This window comes from Streptomyces sp. SN-593 (assembly GCF_016756395.1).
In the GTDB taxonomy this organism is placed as follows: Bacteria; Actinomycetota; Actinomycetes; order Streptomycetales; family Streptomycetaceae; genus Actinacidiphila; species Actinacidiphila reveromycinica.
Window position 1 is genome coordinate 3,097,633 of sequence record NZ_AP018365.1, and the last position, 18,928, is coordinate 3,116,560.

Sequence of the window (18,928 nt, forward strand, 5' to 3'; positions counted from 1 at the left end):
TATGGTGGGGCGCTCCGGCCACTGCGGATGGAGGTCCTGAGCGACCGTGGACACGCAAGGCTCCGGGTACGTCGACCCGGCGGACCAGTGGGTGCTCGACCCGGTCACGGGCACCTACCAACTGCGGCTGGACCCGGCCGAGTCGGCGCAGCCGCCCGCGACCGGTCCGGTACCCCCCGCGGAAGTGCCCGCGCCGCAGGTGGGCGGCCTCACCGGCACCGGCACCGGTCCGGCCGCCGGGCCCGGTTCCCTTGCGGCCAGCGGTGACGACGCCGGACACACCGTCGGCCACGGGGCCGGTTCCGAGCCCGGGACCGGCCCCGCGGTCAAGCCCCGTAGCGCCTCCACCGCCGCGCCTTCCGCCCCGCGCCCGCCCGGCAGCCGGCGCGCGCCCTCCGGCCGGGGCACCCGCCGGGCCGGGGCAGCCCCGAGCCGCCGCAAGCCCAAGCAGCACAGGAGCATGACGACGGTGTGGGCGGCCGGCACCATCGGTCTCGCGATCGTGGCGGGCGGGGTCGGCGGCTACGCCGCCTTCCACCGGACCGGCACCGTGGTGCACTCGGTGGACGTCGGCAACGCGGGCAGCGCGGCCTTCTCCACCACCGGCCAGATGAACGTCCTGATGCTGGGCACCGACAGCCGGGCCGGCCTCGGCCACGAGTCAGGCGCCCCGGCCGCGACCGGGCAGGCCGACACCGCGGTCCTCCTGCACCTGTCGGCCGACCGCAGCAACCTGACCGCGGTGAGCATCCCGCCGAACCTGGTCACCGACGTGCCCGAGTGCCCGGTGGGCAACGCGGTGGTGAAGGGCGCGAGCGGGCAGCGGTTCTCCACGGTGCTCTCCGGACGCGACCCCGGCTGCGCGATGCGGCTGGTCACCCAGCTCACCGGGATCCACGTGGACCACTTCCTGATGGTGGACTTCGCGGCCGTGCAGAAGCTCACCACGGCGCTCGGCGGCGTGGAGATGTGTCTGAAGGAGCCGCTGCGCGATCCGTCGACCGGCCTGTCGCTGGGCGCCGGCAAGCAGAAGGTCGCCGGCGCCCAGGCGCTGGCGCTGGTGCGCGCCGAGAAGGAGCTGCCCGGTTCCTCGGGGGTGCCCGCCGGCGGCGACCTGGCGCGGGTGCAGGTCCAGGAGCAGTTCCTGGCGGCGCTGTTCCGCACCGCCACCTCGGGCTCGACGCTGACCGACCCGAAGAAGCTGAAGGCGCTGGCCACCACGGCCGCGGGCGTGCTCACCGTGGACACCCCGATCGGCAGCGTCGGCGCGCTGGACGACCTGGCCGGCCAGTTCGGCAAGGTCGACGAGAAGCACGTCACCCTCGCCGAACTGCCGGTGAAGCAGAACCCGGCCGACAGCACCGGTCGCACGGTCGTCATCGACCAGGCGAAGTCCACCCAGCTCTTCGACGTGGTGAAGCAGGACATCTCGCTGTCGAGCGGCCCGGTCGCGCCCGATCCGAAGCTGGTCGGCTCCAAGGCCACCCCGCACAACACGCGCGTCACCGTCTACAACGGCACCGGCGCCTTCGGTGCCTCGCAGGACGTGCTGCTGTGGCTCCAGAACGACGAGGGCGTCAACCGCTCGGCCAACGGCGGCGACTCCGCGAAGCGCGTGGCGAAGACGACGCTGCACTACGCCCCCAACCAGGCAGACCAGGCCCGCTCGCTGGCCGCGATGATGGGGCTGCCGGCGTCCGCGCTGGTCGAGGGCACCAAGGACGTGCCGCCGCTGACGTACATGTCGCTCACCCTGGGCGCGGACTACACCGCGCCGGGCACCCCGATCGCGCCGCCCACCACGCCCCCCAAGGGCCTGGAGTCGATCACGGCGGACGACACCTCCTGCGTGGGATAGGTCACACCCGCTCCCGTCCCGCGCCCGCCATGTGTCCGGTCCCGGAGCCCCGTTGGCGACGGCGGGGCGCGCCCGCGGACGGGCCTGCGGACGGGCCCGGCCCTGGAGCCCGTGAGGGACAAGGCGCCGGTATGACAACATCACCGCGACAACGGCACACGGCAAGTGCAGGACATCGGGTGCAACTATGGCCGGTGCCCGACCGTCTGACATAAGGACGGTCTGAGAAGGCGGTCACGGACGGTCCGAAACGGCCAACCGTAATGACGGTCTGATAAGCAGACGGCGAAGACAGGAAGACGGCTGACGGCTGGCACGGCCGGACCGGCGAGTGGAGGAGTCCGTATGCGCGACGGCAGGGCGGGAGGGCCCGGTTACGGGTCCGCTTCCCACCCCGGCGGCCCGGACTGGGACCAGGGCTCCCACCACGACGGCCACCCGCAGGACCTCCGCCAGGGCCCGCCCGCGGGCGACCCGTCGTACGCCCGCTACGGGGACGGCTTCCCGCCGGCCGCGGACCCACGCCACGACGGCGCGATACCCGGGCCGCGCTCGGGCGGGCACCCCGGCGGCCCCCGCGACCTGGACCCGGACGGCCCCGGCGCCGTCGGGACGGGCGGCGGCCCGGGTCCCGGCGGTTCGGGTCCCGGCGGTTCGGACGGATCCGGCGACGGCACCGCCCCGGCCGGCCCCGCGGGCCCCGGCGGCGGCCACCGGCGCGGCGGGCGGCGCAAGGCCAAGAGCCGCAAGCGCAAGGCGATCCGCTGGGTGGCCATCGCGGTCGCCGTGGCGGTCCTCGGCACCGCAGGCGCGGCCTACGGCTACTACGAGTACCTCTCCGGCAAGATCCGCAAGGGCGAGCGCAACAGCGGCAAGACCGACGTCGCCAAGTCCAAGGCGAACTCCGCGGGCCAGACCCCGATGAACATCATGATCCTCGGCTCCGACACCCGCTCCGACCCCGAGGACGCGAAGCTCGGCGGCGCCGCCGACTCGACCGGCGCCCGGGCCGACGTGATCATGATCGCCCACCTGTCCGCCGACCGCTCCAACATGTCGGTGGTGAGCATCCCGCGCGACACCCGGGTGGACATCCCCGAGTGCACCGACCCCAAGACGCACAAGGTCTACCCGAAGACCAACGACATCATCAACGCCTCCCTCAGCCGGGGCGGGGCGGGCTGCACCCTGGCCACCGTGCAGAACCTCACCGGCGTCTACATCGACCACTGGCTGACCATCGACTTCGCCGGCGTGGTCAAGATGGCCGACGTGGTCGGCGGCGTGGACGTCTGCGTCAAGGAGAACGTGGACGACCACGCGACCGCGGCCCAGCCCGGCGGCTCGCACCTGCACCTGACCGCGGGCACGCACACCGTCAAGGGCGAGCAGGCGCTCCAGTGGCTGCGCACCCGCCACGCGTTCGGCAGCGACGCGGGCCGCTCGAAGGCCCAGCACATGTACATGAGCTCGCTGATCCGCAAGCTGCGCAGCCAGAACCTCTTCACCGACCCGTCGAAGCTCAACAAGATTGCCACCACGGCGATGTCCGCGTTCGAGGTGTCCTCCGAGATCGGCACCCCGAAGAAGCTCTACGACCTGGGCATGCAGCTCAAGACGATCCCGCCGGACCGGATCACGATGCTGACCATGCCGCGGATCGAGGACCCCGAGGACCCCAGCGCGCACTACCTGCCCGCGCCGAGCGCCACCACGGTCTGGTCGCTGCTGCGCAACGACGTGGCCATGGACGCCAACGGCAAGGCGAAGAGCACGTCGTCGGCGACTCCGACCACCCCGGCGACGTCCGGCCCGGCGGCCCACCCCGCGGCGGACATCCCCGTCACCGTGGTCAACGGCACCGCGGGGAGCGCCGACGGAACGCCGACCGACGGCCGCGCCAGCTCGCTCGTCCAGACCCTCAGCGCCGCCGGCTTCACCCAGGCCGAGGCGAGCGACCAGGCGACGCCGCGCGAGAGCACCGTGCTGAACTACCCGACCGACGGCGGCGCGCAGGGCAGGTCCGACGCGCTGTCCGTGGCGAAGGCGCTGAAGATCCCGTCGACCGACGTGAAGGCGTCCTCCGACGTGCAGGCGATCACCCTGACCGTCGGCTCGGACTGGAAGACCGGCACCGACTACAGCGCGACCCTGCCGAAGGCCGGTGCGGTGCCCGACGACGCCGACGCGCTCAACGGCGCCAGCAAGGGCTGCATGGACATCCTGCCGACGTACCAGTTCTGATCGCCGGCCGCGGACGCGGCGAGGGGCCCACCGGAGGTTTCCGGTGGGCCCCTCGTGCCGCTGGCGGGGCGGACGGCCGCTGCCCGTACGGCGAAGACCGCGGGAACCCGCGGCGGAGGTCCCGGGGACCGGCCCTACACGTCGGCCGGCTCGGTCCGCTCCTGGTCGGTGACCGCGGGGCGGCGGCTGGCGATGACCCGGCGGGCGAGCGAACGCGGGCTGGTCAGGAAGCCGAACCCCCAGCACATGTGCATGGTGGCCAGCGCGAGCGGGACGCGCAGCCGGGCGCCGACCGGCAGCCCGCGGCCGGCCGGCAGCGATCCGGCGGTGATGCCGGCCACGTACGCGGCCGGGACCAGCAGCGCCCAGGGGGTGAGGGCGGCGCCGACCACGATGCCGGCGGCGTTGGCCAGCAGGGCGGCCGGGGCGGCGAGGTAGCGCAGGTTCACCGAGCCGCGGTGGTAGCGCGTCACCACGCGGCGCCAGCGGCCGTAGTCCTTGTACTGCTTGGCCAGGGTGCGCACGCTGGGGCGGGGGCGGTAGGAGACCCGCAGCTCGGGCGAGAACCAGATCAGGTGGCCGGCCTCGCGGATGCGGTAGTTCAGCTCCCAGTCCTGGGCGCGGATGAACTCGATGTTGTAGCCGCCCTGCCGTTCCAGCACCTCGCGGCGGAAGACGCCGAGGTAGACGGTGTCCGCGGGGGCCGCGGTACCGCCGGTGTGGAAGGCCGCGTTGCCGACGCCGATCTTCGACGTCATGGCGGCGGCCACCGCGCGCTCCCAGTCGTTCTCGCCCTCGGCGTGCATGATGCCGCCGACGTTCGCCGCGCCGGTCTCGTCCAGCAGGCGGACGGCGGTGGCGATGTAGTTCGGCGAGAGCATGCCGTGGCCGTCCACGCGGACCACGACCGGGTGCCGGGACGCCTTGATCGCCGCGTTGAGGGCGGCGGGCGTGCGGCCGGTCGGGTTGGGCACCGTGTGGACCCGGGGATCCTCGGCGACCAGCTCCGCGGCGATCGCGTCGGTGCGGTCCGCGGACGGGCCCAACGCGATGACGACTTCGAGTTCGCCCGGATAGTCCTGTTCCAGGATGTGCCGGACGGAATTGCGCAGGTGGCGCTCCTCGTTGAGCACCGGCATGATCACGGAGACGGCCGGGAGCGCGGAATGGGTGGCGGCGTTCATCCCGGCAAACGTTACCGCTAACGGGGGACACCAGCGCGTGGGGTGAAGACTGACAGTCCTATTTGTCCCTAGCCTGAACGGGTCAGCAGGCAGCCGCTGTGTCCCAGCGCGCCGCAGCGCGCGCGTCGCAACGGCTGCACCGCAACCGTTCGGAGGTCGCCCGTGCCGCCCACCCGCAGCAGCCAGCCGTCCGGGGTCCGCTCCAGGGCCGTGGTCCCGGCGCCGACGCCGGCACCGGCCCGGGGGCGCGGCTCGACGGGGCGGCGGCCGGCGGGGACCGGGCGGGCGGCCGGACGCGGTGCGGGCACCCGGCGGCCAAGACGCAGGCCCCCGGTGCGGCTGAGCACGCGGATCGCGGGCGGGGTGGCGCTGCTGGTGATCACGGCCAGCGGGGTCGGCCACGCGATGGTGGCCGGGCTGAACGGCGCGATCAACCGGGTGGACGCCTTCGGCGGCATCCAGGACCGCCCGGGGGGCAGCAAGGGCACCAACTTCCTGCTGGTCGGCACCGACGGCCGGGACGGGCTGAGCGCGCAGGAGAAGAAGCAGTACCACCTCGGCGGGGCGCCCTGCCACTGCACCGACACGATCATGCTGGTGCACCTCTCGCAGGACCGGCAGCGCGCGAGCGTGGTGTCCATCCCGCGCGACACCTACGTGCAGTTGCCGGACGTCGGCCCGGCGGCCGTGCTGGCCGAGCGGCGGGGCACCGTACCGCCCCATGGCAGGGCGACCGCGACCGCGACCCCCACCTCGGCGGGCGGCCGGCCACTGGTCCCGACCCACCCGGCGAAGATCAACGAGGCGTACGCCGACGGCGGCCCCAAACTCACCGTCAGCACCGTCGAGAAGCTGACCGGCGTCCACATCGACCACTACCTGGAGGTCGACTTCGTCAGCTTCATGAAGACCGTGGACGTGCTCGGCGGCGTCCCGGTGTGCACCACCCGCCCGCTCAAGGACTCCTACAGCGGGCTGGACCTGCCGGTGGGCACCACGACCCTCGACGGCGGCCAGGCCCTGCAGTACGTGCGCTCCCGGCACATCGACGCCGACTCCGACCTCGGACGGATGCGGCGCCAGCAGCAGTTCGTCTCCCAGGTCATCCACAAGATCACCTCCGGCGGCACCCTGACGAACCCGGTGAAGCTGGAGAAGGTGACGGGCACGGTGCTCGGCTCGGTCCGCGCGGACGAGGGGCTGCGGCCGACCGACCTGATCTCGCTGGCCCGCAGCATGAAGAGCTTCACGTCCGACTCCTCGGAGTACGCGTCGGTGCCGCTGAGCAGCCTGAACTACAACGTGCCCGGGGTCGGCTCCACGGTGCGGTGGGACACCGCCGGGGCCGGCAGGCTGTGGGCGGCGATCCGAGCCGACCAGCCGCTGACCGCCCGCCGCGCCTCGCCGGGGGCGTCGGCCGACTCCTCGGGGTCCGCGCCAGCCTCCCCCTCCCCCGCGGCCGCCAAGGTCGATGTCGCCCCCGGCGGGATCAGTGTCACCGTCGCGAACGCCACCGGCGTCAGCGGCCTGGCCGGCACCGCGCAGAAGGCCCTGCGCGCGACCGGCTTCGCCACACCGGGGCTGCCCACCACCGCCGACCGGCACGCCGAGCACACCACCATCCGCTACGACCCCCGGTGGGACCGCTCGGTGAGGACGCTGGCGGCCGCGCTGCCGGGTGCGCGGCTGGTGCAGGCGAAGGGGCAGGGTCCGGTGATGCAGGTCACCCTCGGCATGGACTTCAAGGGCCGCACGGTGCGGCCGGTGACCGCGCGGGCGCCGCAGCCGGCGCAGCCGACCCGGACAGCCGGGACCGGCGACCCGGTGGGCTGCTGACGGCCCGCTTCCCCGTAGGCGCCAACGCAGAGCCGCCGGACAGGCTCTGGCCGTCCGGGTCCTGGCCGTCCAGGTCCTAGCCGTCCAGTCCTCGGCCGTCCAGGCCCTCCGCGGCCCGCTCGCGGCGCAGTTCCAGGATCGCGCGGCGGCGGGCCAGCCGGTGGGTGCGGCGGATCTGGGCCTCCTGCCAGCGGCCGCGGTCCCGGTCGTTCTCGGGGATCACCGGCGGCACGCACCGCGGCCTGCCCTCGGCGTCCACGGCCACGAAGACGAGGTAGGCGGTCGCCACCTGCTCGCCGGGGCCCGCCTGGTTCCACCGCTCGGCGACCACCCGGACCCCGACCTCCATGGACGTCCGGCCCGTCCAGTTCACCTGCGCCTCGACCCTGAGCAGGTCGCCGACCCGGACGGGGGCGAGGAAGGCCATCTCGTCCATGGCGCCGGTGACCGCGGGCCCCTCGGAGTGGCGGCCGGCGACGGCTCCCGCCGCGTCGTCCACCAGCTTCATCACCACACCGCCGTGCACGGTGCCCAGCAGGTTGGTGTCGTGGGCGCTCATGATGTGGGAGAGCGTGATGCGGGAAGCGGCGGTGGGCTTGCCCGGCAGGACGGGCACCGGCGGGGTGGGCAGCGGTTCCGGGGCGGAGGAGTCGATCACGCCTTCAACTGTATGCCGGTGCCCCCCGGTGCATGCGGGCCCGATGTATGCCGGTGCCCCCGGTGCGTGCCGGCCCGAGTCCCGCCGCGGGGGCGGTGCGCTTTCCGTCGCGGGTGTGCTGCGGCGCGTGGCCGAATGCATCGGATCTGCTACAGAACCGCCGGTGATTGCGGGACCCGCGCCGGGGCCGGGCACACTGGCGGACATGAACGGTTGGAGCGATGACACCGAGCGGCGCAGGCTAGCCGAGCCTCCGCTGCCCCCAGAACTGTCGCCGCGCCGAGCCGCCGCCGCCCACGGCGGGGTCCCGCCGCAGCAGGCACGGCGGCCGCAGCCGGGCCCGCAGCCGGGCGCCGGCTCCGGCGGCGGCCACGGGTCGCCGAGCATCGGCGGACCGGGCGGCCGCGGACCCCGCGGCCCGCGCTGGAGCACCCGCAGGAAGCTCGGCTACGCCGCGCTCGGGCTGGTCGTGGTGCTGCTCGTGGTGTCGGTCTCCACCTACTTCTGGGCCGACTCCAAGGTGCGCCGCCAGGTGGACCTGAGCGCCATCAACAAGGAGGCCGGCGCCCCCGCCAAGGGCAAGGGCACCAACTACCTGATCGTGGGCTCCGACAGCCGCGAGGGCCTGACCAAGGCCGAGGAGAAGGAGCTGCACACCGGCTCCGACTCCGGCCAGCGCACCGACTCGATGATGATCCTGCACACCGGCGACAACGGCACCACCATGCTGAGCCTGCCGCGCGACTCCTACGTGACGATCCCGTCGTTCTACGGCAAGGAGACCAAGCGGCAGTACCCCGCCTCCACCCACAAGCTCAACAAGGCGTACGCGGACGGCGGCCCCGAGCTGCTGACCCGTACCGTGGAGCAGGCGACGGGCATCCACATCGACCACTACGCGGAGATCGGCTTCTCCGGCTTCGTGAACCTGGTCGACGCCCTGGGCGGGGTGCGGCTGTGCCTGGACGCTCCGCTGAAGGACGAGGCGTCGGGCGCGGACCTGCAGAAGGGCTGCCAGAAGGTCAACGGCAAGGAGTCCCTGGCCTACGTCCGCGAGCGGCACCAGGAGGCGGACCAGGACCTGGGCCGGATGAAGCACCAGCAGCAGTTCCTCGCCACGCTGGCGCACCAGGCGGCGTCGCCCTCCACCATCCTCAACCCGTTCAAGCTCTACCCGGTGATCGGCTCCGGCCTGGACACCCTGGTGGTGGACAAGGGCATGAGCCTGCTCGACCTGACGCACATGTTCTTCGCGATGAAGAGCGTCAGCGGCGGCGACGGCAACCAGCTCACGGTGCCGATAGCCAACGCCAACTACGAGACCTCCGACGGCGACTCCGTGCTGTGGGACAAGACGAAGTCGGCCAAGCTCTTCGGCGAGCTCCAGCAGGACGAGAAGGTCGACGTCGGCGTCAGCAGCGGCTGACGGCACCGGCAGGCGGCACGCGTCCGCCGCACGAGGGCTCCGCGCACAGCGGCCCCGGCACCCGCGAGGCGGGGTCCGGGGCCTCTGCCGTCTGCGCTGCCGGTGCGGTGCCGGGCCGGTGCCGGTATGGGCCGGTCCCGGTGCCGCCGCTCAGCACACGACAGGCGTTGCTCAGGAGGCGACGGGCATCCCGGTCGCCGCGGGCACCCACTGGTCCAGCTCGTTGCGCCAGTAGCGGGCGACGTTCAGCCGGGTCGGCTTCTGCTGGCCCGGCAGCAGGAACTTCAGCGAGCTCCACATGGTGTTGCGGTGGATGTCGCTGATGAGGCCGGCGGCCTCCTGCCGCGGTATCGCCGCGACCAGTTCCTTGGGACGGGCGCTCATCCGCCCCGCCTTGTGGAAGACCACGGCCTGCTCGGTGACCGTGACGAAGTAGTACTTCACGAACAACGTGCCCATGGCGCCGACGGCCGCGATCAGCCACGGGCTCGGACCGGTCTGGACGTGGATCGTGGCGATCGGCCGGTCGCCCGGGTTGATCTGCGCGATGGCCTGTGCCACCTGCTCCTGCATGGTGGACTTGCGAATGGCCATGGACGTGCCCCCATTGATTTCGACGTGCTGACATGCGAAGACGCCGCCGCCGGCGTACCGGCGGCGGCGTCGCAGCGTACCGTCCTCGAAGCTGTCGGGGACATGCTGGGAGCGTCGTTGAGACGAACCCGTGACGAGCCCTGGGTCAGTGGCGCGCGGAGGCGGTGCGCCGGCGCAGGCCGAAGACGGCGCCGCCGCCCACGACCACGAGGGCGCCCGCGATGCCCGCGATCATCCCGGTGTTGCTGCCGCCACCGGTCTCGGCGAGGTTGCCGCTCGGCGACGGGGAGCTGGTGTCGGCCACGGCGGCGGCCGACGTGCTGGCCACGGCGCTCGGGCTGGCCGACGGCACTCCGGCGCTGGGGGACGTGGTCGGCGACGTGGTCGGCGAGTCGGACGGCGTGGGCGAGTCGGTGGGGCTCGCGGGCGGCGAGGTCGGGGTGGTGGACGCCCCGCAGTCGGTGTTCGGCAGGGTCACGCCGTTGCCCACGGACTGGTTGTCGAAGTACCGCTGGACGGACGCGAGCACCTGGTAGTGCGCGCCGGCGGACCACGGCACCGAGATGGTGAAGTCACCGCTGCGGCCGGTGTACTGCTGCGTGGCGAGCTGCTTGCCGCTGTCGTCCTTGACCGTGATCGTCACCGGGCGGGTGCCGTCGGTGTCGTGGACGGTGATGACGCCGGTGCCGCTCGGCTGGTCACAGGTGACGGAGCCGGTGAACGAGAAGTCCTTGATGTTGCAAGCTGACGCGGTGCCTGCGACGCCGAGCGCGAGAGCGGCTGCGGCGGAGGCAACGCCTACGGTACGCACCGTAAGGGAGGTGCGGCGGGATATGGACACGTTTGCCCTTCACAGAATCGGAGCAGAAGCGCGGATGGCCATCCGGCGAGTGACGCATCGCCCCCCGGGTCTCCGCCGATGGCCCACACAGCTCTACAAGCGTCCGCAGCCGCTTGTCAATTGGCGGCAAACCGCCCACTAAACCTTTCCAAGTGCACAAAGTTCGCACGAACGGTCGCGATCATGTGAGGGTTTATTACAGAGTTGAGACGCGGGGAACCACCGCGGCGCCCGCGGCGTTCCGCCACACAGGCCACTCTCGCCCCGCACGTGCACACCCGCCGCGGACCCGCGCGCCCCACCGCGGCGGGGCGGCAGGGCGGCGGCGACACGGTCCGCGGCGGGGCAGGGGCGGGGGCGCGGCGCTCCGGGCCGGTCAGCCCTTGAGGACCTGACGGGCCATCACGATCCGCTGGACCTGGTTGGTGCCCTCGTAGATCTGCGTGATCTTGGCGTCGCGCATCATGCGCTCCAGCGGGTAGTCGCGGGTGTAGCCGTAGCCGCCGAGGAGCTGCACCGCGTCGGTGGTGATCTCCATCGCGGCGTCGGAGGCGTAGCACTTGGCGGCGGCGCCGAAGAAGGTCAGGTCGGCGTCGGAGCGCTCGGACTTGGCGGCCGCCGCGTAGGTGATCTGCCGGGCCGCCTCCAGCTTCATGGCCATGTCGGCGAGCATGAACTGGATGCCCTGGAAGTCGGCGATGGCCTTGCCGAACTGCCTGCGCTCCTGGACGTACCCCTTGGCGTAGTCCAGCGCGCCCTGGGCGATGCCGAGCGCCTGGGCGGCGATGGTGACACGGGTGTGGTCCAGGGTCTTCATCGCGGTGGCGAAGCCGGTGCCCTCCTCGCCGATCCGCCGGCTCGCCGGGATGCGGACGTTGTCGAAGTAGACCTCGCGGGTCGGGGAGCCCTTGATGCCGAGCTTCTTCTCCGGGGCGCCGAAGGACACGCCCTCGTCGCCCTTCTCGACCACGAACGCCGAGATGCCCTTCGAGCGCTTGTCGGGGTCGGTCACGGCCATCACCGTGTAGTACTCCGACACACCGGCGTTGGTGATCCAGCGCTTGACCCCGTTGAGCACGTACGTGTCGCCGTCGCGCACCGCGCGGGTCTTCATGCCCGCCGCGTCGGAACCGGCGTCGGGCTCCGACAGCGCGTAGGAGAACATGCCCTCCTTGCGGGCGAGTGCGCCGAGGTACTTCGCCTTCAGCTCCTCCGAGCCGGACAGTTGCACCGGCAGCGAGCCGAGCTTGTTGACCGCGGGGATGAGGGAGGAGGAGGCGCAGACCCGGGCCACCTCCTCGATCACGATCACCGTGGACAGCGCGTCGGCTCCGGAGCCGTCGTACGCCTCGGGGACGTGGATGGCGTGCAGGTCGTTGGCCTCCAGGGCGTCACGCGCCTCCTGCGGGAAGCGGGACTGCTCGTCGACCTCGGCGGCGAAGGGGGCGATCTTGGCCTCGGCGAGCGACCGGACGGCGTCGCGGAGCATCTCGTGCTCCTCGGAGGTCCGGAACAGGTCGAAGTCGGCTGCGGCCATGAAGTCTCACTCCCGAGTGTTCGCTACTGTCGAGTAACCCCGCAACCCTACGGTCGCAGGACGCGGGTGCCAACGGGCCCGCGCGTGTGATCTTTGCCCCGCGTGATGTCGGCGACACCGGGCCGGACCGGTTCGGCGGTACCCGGCCCGGCCGATCAGGACACGTTCGTGCCGAGCGTGTCGACCCCGTCGGTGGTCGCCATGTAGTGCGCCATGGTGTCGTTGCGCATCGCCTCCCACAGCTCACCGGAGGCGTTGGGGTCGAGCAGCACGACCGACTGCTTGTCGATGGTGTCGAAACCGGCGACGGGGGCGTTCATGAACGCCATGTCCTTCGACCGCACCCCGCGCATGTTCCACACCAGGTCGCGCAGGTCGCCGTCGGAGAGCTTGTCGTCGAAGCTGACCACCGAGGTCACTTGGTCGAGGGTGCGCTTGAGCTTCAGCGGGTTGGTGAAGGTGCCGGTGGACAGCATCTTGCCGAGCACGGCGCGCAGGAAGTTCTGCTGGCGGTGGGTGCGGTCGAGGTCTCCGCGCGGCAGGCCGTAACGCTCGCGGACGTAGTCCAGCGCCTCGGCGCCGTCCATGTGGTGGGTGCCGGCGGTCCACACGCCGCCGGGGCCGTTGCGCCGCGAGACGGTCTTGTCCACGGTGATGTCCACGCCGCCGATCGCGTCGGTGAGCTTCTCGAAGCCGCTCCAGTCGATCACCATGAGGTGGTCGATCCTCACCTTCGTCAGGCGCTGGACGGTGTCGATCAGCAGCGGCGGACCGCCCCAGGAGAAGGCGGCGTTCAGCTTGGCCTTGCCGTGGCCGGGGACGTCGACCCAGGAGTCGCGGGGCAGCGAGACGACGTAGGCGTTCTTGTGGTCGGCCGGGATGTGCACCAGCATCATCGTGTCGCTGCGCTGGGCGCCCGGCTTCCATTCGGGGGCCTTGGCGCCCTTGCCGGTGGTGGGCAGGTCGGACCGCGCGTCCAGGCCCACGAGCAGGAACGTCTGGCTGCCGTCCTTGGACGACTGCGGCAGCGCCGACTCGGGGACGTCGGTGGGGAAGGCGTTGGGGATGCGCTGCACCCGGCCCGTGTAGTGGTGGTAGGCCCAGTAGCCGGTGCCGGCGATGAGCAGGGCGCCGACGCACAGCAGGCCCAGCGCGGAGTAGAGCACCCTGCGGGTACGGCGCCGCCGCCGGGCGCGCCGGTCCGGCCCGGGGGCCGGGGCGGCGGGTCCGGGATCGGGCTCGGGGCCGGGGCCGAACGGATCAGGTCCGTGGTCCGGGACATCGGGTTCCGCGTGCCGCGGGCCGGGCTCCAGCGGGCCGGGTCCGGGGGCCGGTGCCTCCGGTCCGTGGGCCGCGGACCACGGACCCGCGGGACCGTCCGGCCCCGCTGTCCCGCCGTCCGGTCCGTCCTCGTCCGCCATGACGCACCCCCACCCGGTTGACCTGTGGCCGTATGCACGCATTGTGGCCCTCTGGCCACGCCTCCACCCGGGATTCGGCCGAGCCGGTGCGGACTATGCTTCGGCGCATGCCTCTGAAGCTCACCGTCATCGGCACCGGTTACCTCGGCGCCACCCACGCCGCCGCCATGGCCGAGCTGGGATTCGAGGTGCTCGGCCTCGACATCGACGAGAGCAAGGTCGCCACACTGGCCCGGGGCCGGGTGCCGATGTACGAACCGGGCCTTGAGGACCTGCTGGCCCGGCACGTGGCCGGGCTGGAGGGCTCCACCGGGCGGCTGCGCTTCACCACCTCCTGGGAGGAGGTGGCCGACTTCGGCGACGTCCACTTCGTCTGCGTCAACACCCCGCAGAAGCAGGGCGAGTACGGCTGCGACATGAGCTACGTCGACAGTGCCGTCGGCCTGCTCGCGCCGCACCTGCGGCGGCCCGCGCTGGTGGTGGGCAAGTCCACCGTGCCGGTGGGCAGCGCGGCCCGGCTGGCCGGGATGCTCCGTGAACTCGCGCCCGCGGGCGAGGACGTCGAGCTGGCGTGGAACCCGGAGTTCCTGCGCGAGGGCTTCGCGGTGCAGGACACCCTGCACCCGGACCGGATCGTGGTCGGCGTGGCCAGCGACCACGCGGAATCACTCCTGCGGGAGGTCTACGGCGGCCCGATCGCAGAAGGGACGCCGTTCATCGTCGCGGACTACCCGACCGCCGAACTGGTCAAGACCGCCGCGAACGCCTTCCTCGCCACGAAGATCTCCTTCATCAACGCCATGGCCGAGGTGTGCGAGGCCGCCGGCGGCGACGTCGCGGTGCTCGCCGAGGCCATAGGGCACGACGACCGGATCGGCCGGAAGTTCCTGCGCGCGGGGATCGGCTTCGGCGGCGGCTGCCTGCCCAAGGACATCCGCGCGTTCATGGCGCGGGCCGGCGAGTTGGGCGCCGACCAGGCACTGACCTTCCTGCGCGAGGTCGACTCGGTCAACATGCGGCGCCGCACCCACATGGTGGAGTGGGCCCGCGAGGCGCTGGGCGGGAGCTTCCTCGGGCGCAGGATCGCCGTGCTCGGCGCCGCCTTCAAGCCCGACTCCGACGACGTGCGCGACTCCCCCGCGCTCAATGTCGCGGGCCAGATCCACCTCCAGGGCGGCCAGGTCACCGTCTACGACCCCAAGGGCATGGAGAACGCGCGGCGGCTCTTCCCCACCCTCGGCTACGCCCCCAGCGCCCTGGAGGCGGTCCGCGGCGCCGACGTCGTCCTGCACCTCACCGAGTGGCGGGAGTTCCGCGAGCTGGACCCGGCCCGGCTGGCGGAGGTGGCGGGGCAGCGGCACATCCTCGACGGGCGCAACGCCCTCGACGCGCAGTTGTGGCGCAAGGCGGGCTGGACCTTCCAGGCGATGGGCCGCCCGAACGCGTAGCCACGCGCTGACCGGACGCCGTACGCCCCCAGGCCGTGCGCGCAGCGGCGCGACCGCCGTCCGGTAAGGACCGGTCTCCAGGACCACGGCCCTTACCGGGGCCGGAACGTCACGTCGCGGCCGCGGGGCCTGCGGGCCGCACCGGCCACGGCCCATGGGCGCCGGTCCGCTCCCGGCGAGGCGGTCACCTCCTGCCGCGGTACGCCCGCATCTTCGCCCGGCTGCCGCAGACCGCCATCGAGCACCACCGGCCGCGGCCGGCCGGGCTGCGGTCGTAGTAGACCCAGCGGCAGTTGTCGGCGGCGCACGCCTTCACGCGCTGCCAGGTGCCGGCCGCCGCCGACGCCGCGATCACGGCGGCCACCTCCGCGGTGAGGGCGGCGACCCCTCCGGCGGAAGCCGCTGGCACCACCCTCGCGGCACCCCGCGGGTCGACCGCGAGCCGCAGCGGGGCCCGCGCCAGCAGCCCGTCGAGCGCGGCCACCACGTCGGGAGCCATGTCGAGCCCCGCGTGCGCGGAGCACACGTCGCGCAGCGCCTCGCGCAGCACCAGGACCGCGTCGAGCCCCGCCCGGTCGAAGCCGTCCCCGCCAGGGTCGATGCCGCGCTCGCGCACCCAGGCGGTCAGCGCCTCCGGGCTGTGCAGCTCGTCCGCCTCCGCTTCCAGGTCGACGGTGTTGACCAGGTCCTGCACCAGCCGCAGCGGCTCGGGCGCGGCGTGGCGGTCTCCGGGCTGTTCCACCCGCGCAACGTTACTGCGGAACCACCCTTGCGGCGTTACCGGCAGAACGCCATCATGGGGTAACGGTTACCGGCAAGGATCTTCAACCGGTAACTAAGGCCGGCGGCCGTACGCCTTGCCTCCGGCGCGGGCCCTCGGTCCGCCTCCCGGCCACCCGTTCCCGAACTCCCCAAGGAGCCCGCATGATCGGCACACTCGGCGCCGTCGTCCTCGACTGCCCCGACCCCGCCTCCCTCGCCGCCTTCTACGCGGAACTGGTCGGCGGCACCGTCGACGCCGAGGACAGCACCTGGGTGGATCTCAACCGGGAAGGCGGCCAGCGGCTGTCCTTCCAGCTCGCCCCCGAGCACCGGGCCCCGGCGTGGCCCGACCCGGAGCGGCCGCAGCAGTTCCACCTCGACATCGCGGTGCCGCGGGCCCGGCTCGACGCCGCCGAGCAGCAGGTCCTCGGCCTGGGCGCGACCCTCCTGGAGGGCGACCAGGACGGCGCGCGCAACTGGCGGGTGTACGCCGACCCGGCGGGCCACCCCTTCTGCCTGTGCGCCTGCTGACCCCGTCGCCGGCCTGACCGCCGGTCCCGGCAGGGCCGCGGCCCGGCCCCGTCGGCGGATACGGCTCCCGGCACGCGGCACCCTCCGGCACGCCGGCGCGGCCCGCCCCGGCGGGGTGGCGCCCGGACCGGGCCCGGCCGACGGCGGGGACGCCCCGGCCGAAGCCGCCGGGGCGTCCCCACGCGGGCCCCTGCGCCCCTGTGGCGGCGACCGCCCCCGCGCACCCCGTCGGGGCTCCTCACGGCCGTCCTGATCGCCGTGCGGGCGCTCCTGCGCCGTCCGCGACGGCGTCCGGCCGGCGCGGCACGGCCGGTGCCGCCGGCCCCGGTCGGCCGCGGGCGGCACCGGGCCGGCCGGGTCGCCGCCGGCTCCCCCGCCGGGGCCGCCGCGTCGGCGGCGCCCGGCCTTCCGGATCGCCGCCGGCCGGCCGCCGCCGCTGTCCGCGGCCCTGGTGCTGGGCGCCCCGACCCGCCGCGGGGTGCAGACCGGCCGCCGTCCCGGGTCTGCGGACCTCCGGGCCGGGAGGGTCCGGCGCGGACTACCATCAACCGCATGACCCGCGTACTTCTCGCCGAGGACGACGCATCCATCTCGGAACCGCTCGCGCGCGCCCTGCGCCGCGAGGGTTACGAGGTCGAGGTGCGCGAGGACGGACCCGCCGCGCTGGAGACCGCGCTGCTCGGCGCGGTCGACCTGGTGGTGCTCGACCTGGGCCTGCCCGGCATGGACGGCCTCGACGTGTGCCGCCGCATCCGCACGGAGGGCCACACGTTCCCCGTCCTGGTGCTCACCGCGCGCGCCGACGAGGTCGACACCGTGGTCGGCCTGGACGCCGGCGCCGACGACTACGTCACCAAGCCGTTCCGCCTCGCCGAGCTGCTCGCCCGGGTCCGCGCCCTGCTGCGGCGCGGCACCACCGAGGCAGCCCAGCCCTCCACGCACGGGGTGCGGATCGACGTCGAGTCGCACCGCGCCTGGATGGGCGACGACGAACTCCAGCTCACCGCGAAGGAGTTCGACCTGCTGCGGGTCCTGGTACGGGACGCCGGCCGGGTGGTCACCCGCGAGCAGCTGATGCGCGAGGTCTGGGACACCACGTGGTGGTCGTCGACCAAGACCCTGGACATGCACATCTCGTGGCTGCGCAAGAAACTCGGCGACGACGCGGCCAACCCGCGCTTCATCGCCACCGTCCGCGGGGTCGGCTTCCGCTTCGAGAAGAACTGACCCGCCCGCTCGATGCGCCGCCGCCTGATCTCCTCCACGTTGGCCGTGGTGCTCGTCGTGATCGCCGTCTTCGGCATCTCCCTGGTGATCGTGGAGGCCAGGACCATCCAGAGCAGCGCACAGGACGGCGTGCAGTCCGAGGCGGTCCGGCTCACCGGGATCGTGGAGAACCGCATCCTGGCCGGTGAGTCGGTCGACGCCAAGGGCCTGGACCGGCAGATCGCCGACAACCGGTACGCGCTCGTGCGGGTGCCCGGCCACCCCGAGGTGCGCCTCGGCGACCGGCCCCAGGGCGCGGTCCTGAAGTCCACGCAGCGCGGCGACCACGGCGAGTCCGTGACCGTGGAGGAGTCGCGCTCCACCGTCAGCCGGCAGATCGGCCGCACCCTGCTGGTGATCCTCGCGGTGGCGCTGCTCGCGGTGCTGGCCGCGGTCGTGCTCGCCATGCGCCAGGCCCGGCGACTGGCCAGCCCGCTCACCGACCTCGCCGAGACCGCCGAGCGCCTCGGCTCGGGCGATCCGCGCCCCCGCCACCGCCGCTACGGGGTACCGGAGCTCGACCGGATCGCGGACGTCCTGGACGCCAGCGCCGAGCGGATCGGCCGGATGCTCACCGCCGAACGCCGGCTCGCCGCCGATGCCTCCCACCAGCTGCGCACCCCGCTGACCGCGCTGTCGATGCGGCTGGAGGAGATCATGGACAGCGCCGAGGACCACGAGGCGGTCAAGGAGGAGGCGGCCATCGCGCTCGGCCAGGTCGAGCGCCTCACCGACGTCGTCCAGCGGCTGCTGACGAACTCGCGCGACCCCCGCAGCGGTTCCGCGGTCGACTTCGAACTCGACGAGGTGATCCGGCAGCAGATCGAGGAGTGGCGGCCCGCCTACCAGAACGAGGGGCGCGCCGTGGAGCTGTCCGGCGCCCGCGGGCTGCGGGCGGTCGGCACCCCGGGCGCGGTCGCGCAGGTGCTCGCCACCCTGATCGAGAACTCGCTGATGCACGGCGCGGGAACCCTCGCCCTGCACACCCGGGTGACCGGCAACCAGGCGGTCGTCGAGGTCTCGGACGACGGTGCCGGGGTGCCGCCGGACCTGGGCGCCAGGGTCTTCGAGCGCACGGTCAGCGGCCGCAACTCCACCGGGCTCGGCCTGGCGGTGGCCCGCGACCTCGCCGAGGCGGACGGCGGGCGGCTGGAACTGCTCCAGCAGCGGCCGCCGGTCTTCGCGCTCTTCCTGGCGCAGGAGATCACCCCGCCGCCACCGCGCGAGGAGGTCATCGGCTGAGGAGGGCCGCCGGCAGGGAAGGCCACCGGCTGAGCACGCCACCGGCTGCGCAGCATGTCGGCTGAGCGTCCCGCCCGGCG

General features: G+C 73.2%; 16 protein-coding genes. 8 read left to right on the forward strand and 8 right to left on the reverse strand.

Annotated features, from left to right (window positions below; all coding sequences use genetic code 11):
- The first annotated feature begins 46 nt into the window (after window positions 1–46).
- Both RVR_RS12730 and RVR_RS12735 read left to right on the forward strand, forming a co-directional pair.
- Window positions 47–1,858 (forward strand): LCP family protein, encoded by a 1,812-nt coding sequence (locus tag RVR_RS12730; protein ID WP_202233959.1) that lies wholly within the window; start codon window positions 47–49, stop codon window positions 1,856–1,858.
- A gap of 345 nt (window positions 1,859–2,203) precedes the next feature.
- Entirely contained in the window at window positions 2,204–4,102 is a 1,899-nt protein-coding gene (locus RVR_RS12735) for an LCP family protein (RefSeq protein WP_202233960.1), read from the forward strand.
- 134 nt (window positions 4,103–4,236) lie between these two features.
- On the opposite strand, the gene RVR_RS12740 is transcribed toward RVR_RS12735, so the two are convergent.
- Together RVR_RS12740 and RVR_RS12745 are read right to left on the reverse strand one after the other, a co-directional pair.
- Window positions 4,237–5,286 carry a glycosyltransferase family 2 protein gene (locus RVR_RS12740; RefSeq protein WP_202233961.1) on the reverse strand — a complete coding sequence of 350 codons (1,050 nt, stop codon included), beginning with the start codon at window positions 5,284–5,286 and terminating at the stop codon, window positions 4,237–4,239.
- Between the two features lie 68 nt (window positions 5,287–5,354).
- Window positions 5,355–5,669, reverse strand: a complete 315-nt coding sequence (locus tag RVR_RS12745) for a hypothetical protein (RefSeq protein ID WP_202233962.1) — start codon at window positions 5,667–5,669, stop codon at window positions 5,355–5,357.
- On the opposite strand from RVR_RS12745, the gene RVR_RS12750 reads away from it, so the two are divergent.
- On the forward strand, window positions 5,662–7,122 hold the full coding sequence (locus RVR_RS12750; protein WP_237404705.1) for an LCP family protein: 1,461 nt from the start codon (window positions 5,662–5,664) through the stop codon (window positions 7,120–7,122). The genes RVR_RS12745 and RVR_RS12750 overlap by 8 nt on opposite strands.
- A 76-nt stretch (window positions 7,123–7,198) precedes the next feature.
- Here the strand turns inward: RVR_RS12750 and RVR_RS12755 are convergent, their stop codons facing one another.
- Entirely contained in the window at window positions 7,199–7,681 is a 483-nt protein-coding gene (locus tag RVR_RS12755) for an acyl-CoA thioesterase (RefSeq protein ID WP_202238571.1), read from the reverse strand.
- A 304-nt stretch (window positions 7,682–7,985) separates the two neighbouring features.
- Here RVR_RS12755 and RVR_RS12760 point away from each other — a divergent pair, with 304 nt between their 5' ends.
- The gene (locus tag RVR_RS12760; protein ID WP_202233963.1) at window positions 7,986–9,206 is read left to right on the forward strand and encodes an LCP family protein; all 1,221 of its coding nucleotides are present in this window, start codon (window positions 7,986–7,988) and stop codon (window positions 9,204–9,206) included.
- A 171-nt stretch (window positions 9,207–9,377) separates the two neighbouring features.
- On the opposite strand, the gene RVR_RS12765 is transcribed toward RVR_RS12760, so the two are convergent.
- From RVR_RS12765 to RVR_RS12780, 4 genes are all read right to left on the reverse strand, one after another.
- Window positions 9,378–9,800: a hypothetical protein gene (locus tag RVR_RS12765; protein ID WP_202233964.1), complete on the reverse strand. Its 423-nt coding sequence runs from the start codon at window positions 9,798–9,800 to the stop codon at window positions 9,378–9,380.
- Window positions 9,801–9,945: 145 nt separating this feature from the next.
- Window positions 9,946–10,611, reverse strand: coding sequence for an LAETG motif-containing sortase-dependent surface protein (locus tag RVR_RS12770; protein WP_237404706.1), 666 nt, complete (start codon window positions 10,609–10,611; stop codon window positions 9,946–9,948).
- A gap of 406 nt (window positions 10,612–11,017) precedes the next feature.
- Complete coding sequence (locus RVR_RS12775; RefSeq protein ID WP_202233966.1) at window positions 11,018–12,178, reverse strand: acyl-CoA dehydrogenase family protein; 1,161 nt, start codon at window positions 12,176–12,178, stop codon at window positions 11,018–11,020.
- Between the two features lie 155 nt (window positions 12,179–12,333).
- Window positions 12,334–13,344, reverse strand: a complete 1,011-nt coding sequence (locus tag RVR_RS12780; RefSeq protein WP_237404707.1) for an LCP family protein — start codon at window positions 13,342–13,344, stop codon at window positions 12,334–12,336.
- Between the two features lie 362 nt (window positions 13,345–13,706).
- Between RVR_RS12780 and RVR_RS12785 the strand changes: the two genes are divergently transcribed.
- Complete coding sequence (locus tag RVR_RS12785) at window positions 13,707–15,047, forward strand: UDP-glucose dehydrogenase family protein (protein WP_202233968.1); 1,341 nt, start codon at window positions 13,707–13,709, stop codon at window positions 15,045–15,047.
- A 184-nt stretch (window positions 15,048–15,231) separates the two neighbouring features.
- Here RVR_RS12785 and RVR_RS12790 read toward each other — a convergent pair whose 3' ends face one another.
- A complete protein-coding gene (locus RVR_RS12790; RefSeq protein ID WP_237404708.1) occupies window positions 15,232–15,789 on the reverse strand; it encodes a CGNR zinc finger domain-containing protein in 558 nt (185 codons plus the stop codon).
- Window positions 15,790–15,971: 182 nt separating this feature from the next.
- On the opposite strand from RVR_RS12790, the gene RVR_RS12795 reads away from it, so the two are divergent.
- The 3 genes from RVR_RS12795 to RVR_RS12805 all read left to right on the forward strand — a co-directional run bounded on the left by RVR_RS12795 (window position 15,972) and on the right by RVR_RS12805 (window position 18,848).
- Window positions 15,972–16,340, forward strand: coding sequence for a VOC family protein (locus RVR_RS12795; protein WP_202233969.1), 369 nt, complete (start codon window positions 15,972–15,974; stop codon window positions 16,338–16,340).
- A gap of 552 nt (window positions 16,341–16,892) precedes the next feature.
- The gene (locus RVR_RS12800) at window positions 16,893–17,567 is read left to right on the forward strand and encodes a response regulator transcription factor (RefSeq protein ID WP_202233970.1); all 675 of its coding nucleotides are present in this window, start codon (window positions 16,893–16,895) and stop codon (window positions 17,565–17,567) included.
- Between the two features lie 12 nt (window positions 17,568–17,579).
- Window positions 17,580–18,848, forward strand: a complete 1,269-nt coding sequence (locus RVR_RS12805) for an ATP-binding protein (protein WP_202233971.1) — start codon at window positions 17,580–17,582, stop codon at window positions 18,846–18,848.
- Window positions 18,849–18,928 lie beyond the last annotated feature (80 nt).

Excerpts from the sequence above, each read along its gene's own strand:
- RVR_RS12800 (WP_202233970.1), top strand. The coding sequence starts at position 16,893 with ATGACCCGCGTACTTCTCGCCGAGGACGACGCATCCATCTCGGAACCG.
- RVR_RS12760 (WP_202233963.1), top strand. The coding sequence starts at position 7,986 with ATGAACGGTTGGAGCGATGACACCGAGCGGCGCAGGCTAGCCGAGCCT.
- RVR_RS12775 (WP_202233966.1), bottom strand. The coding sequence starts at position 12,178 with ATGGCCGCAGCCGACTTCGACCTGTTCCGGACCTCCGAGGAGCACGAG.
- RVR_RS12740 (WP_202233961.1), bottom strand. The coding sequence starts at position 5,286 with ATGAACGCCGCCACCCATTCCGCGCTCCCGGCCGTCTCCGTGATCATG.
- RVR_RS12735 (WP_202233960.1), top strand. The coding sequence starts at position 2,204 with ATGCGCGACGGCAGGGCGGGAGGGCCCGGTTACGGGTCCGCTTCCCAC.
- RVR_RS12765 (WP_202233964.1), bottom strand. The coding sequence starts at position 9,800 with ATGGCCATTCGCAAGTCCACCATGCAGGAGCAGGTGGCACAGGCCATC.
- RVR_RS12755 (WP_202238571.1), bottom strand. The coding sequence starts at position 7,681 with ATGAGCGCCCACGACACCAACCTGCTGGGCACCGTGCACGGCGGTGTG.
- RVR_RS12795 (WP_202233969.1), top strand. The coding sequence starts at position 15,972 with ATGATCGGCACACTCGGCGCCGTCGTCCTCGACTGCCCCGACCCCGCC.
- RVR_RS12805 (WP_202233971.1), top strand. The coding sequence starts at position 17,580 with ATGCGCCGCCGCCTGATCTCCTCCACGTTGGCCGTGGTGCTCGTCGTG.
- RVR_RS12785 (WP_202233968.1), top strand. The coding sequence starts at position 13,707 with ATGCCTCTGAAGCTCACCGTCATCGGCACCGGTTACCTCGGCGCCACC.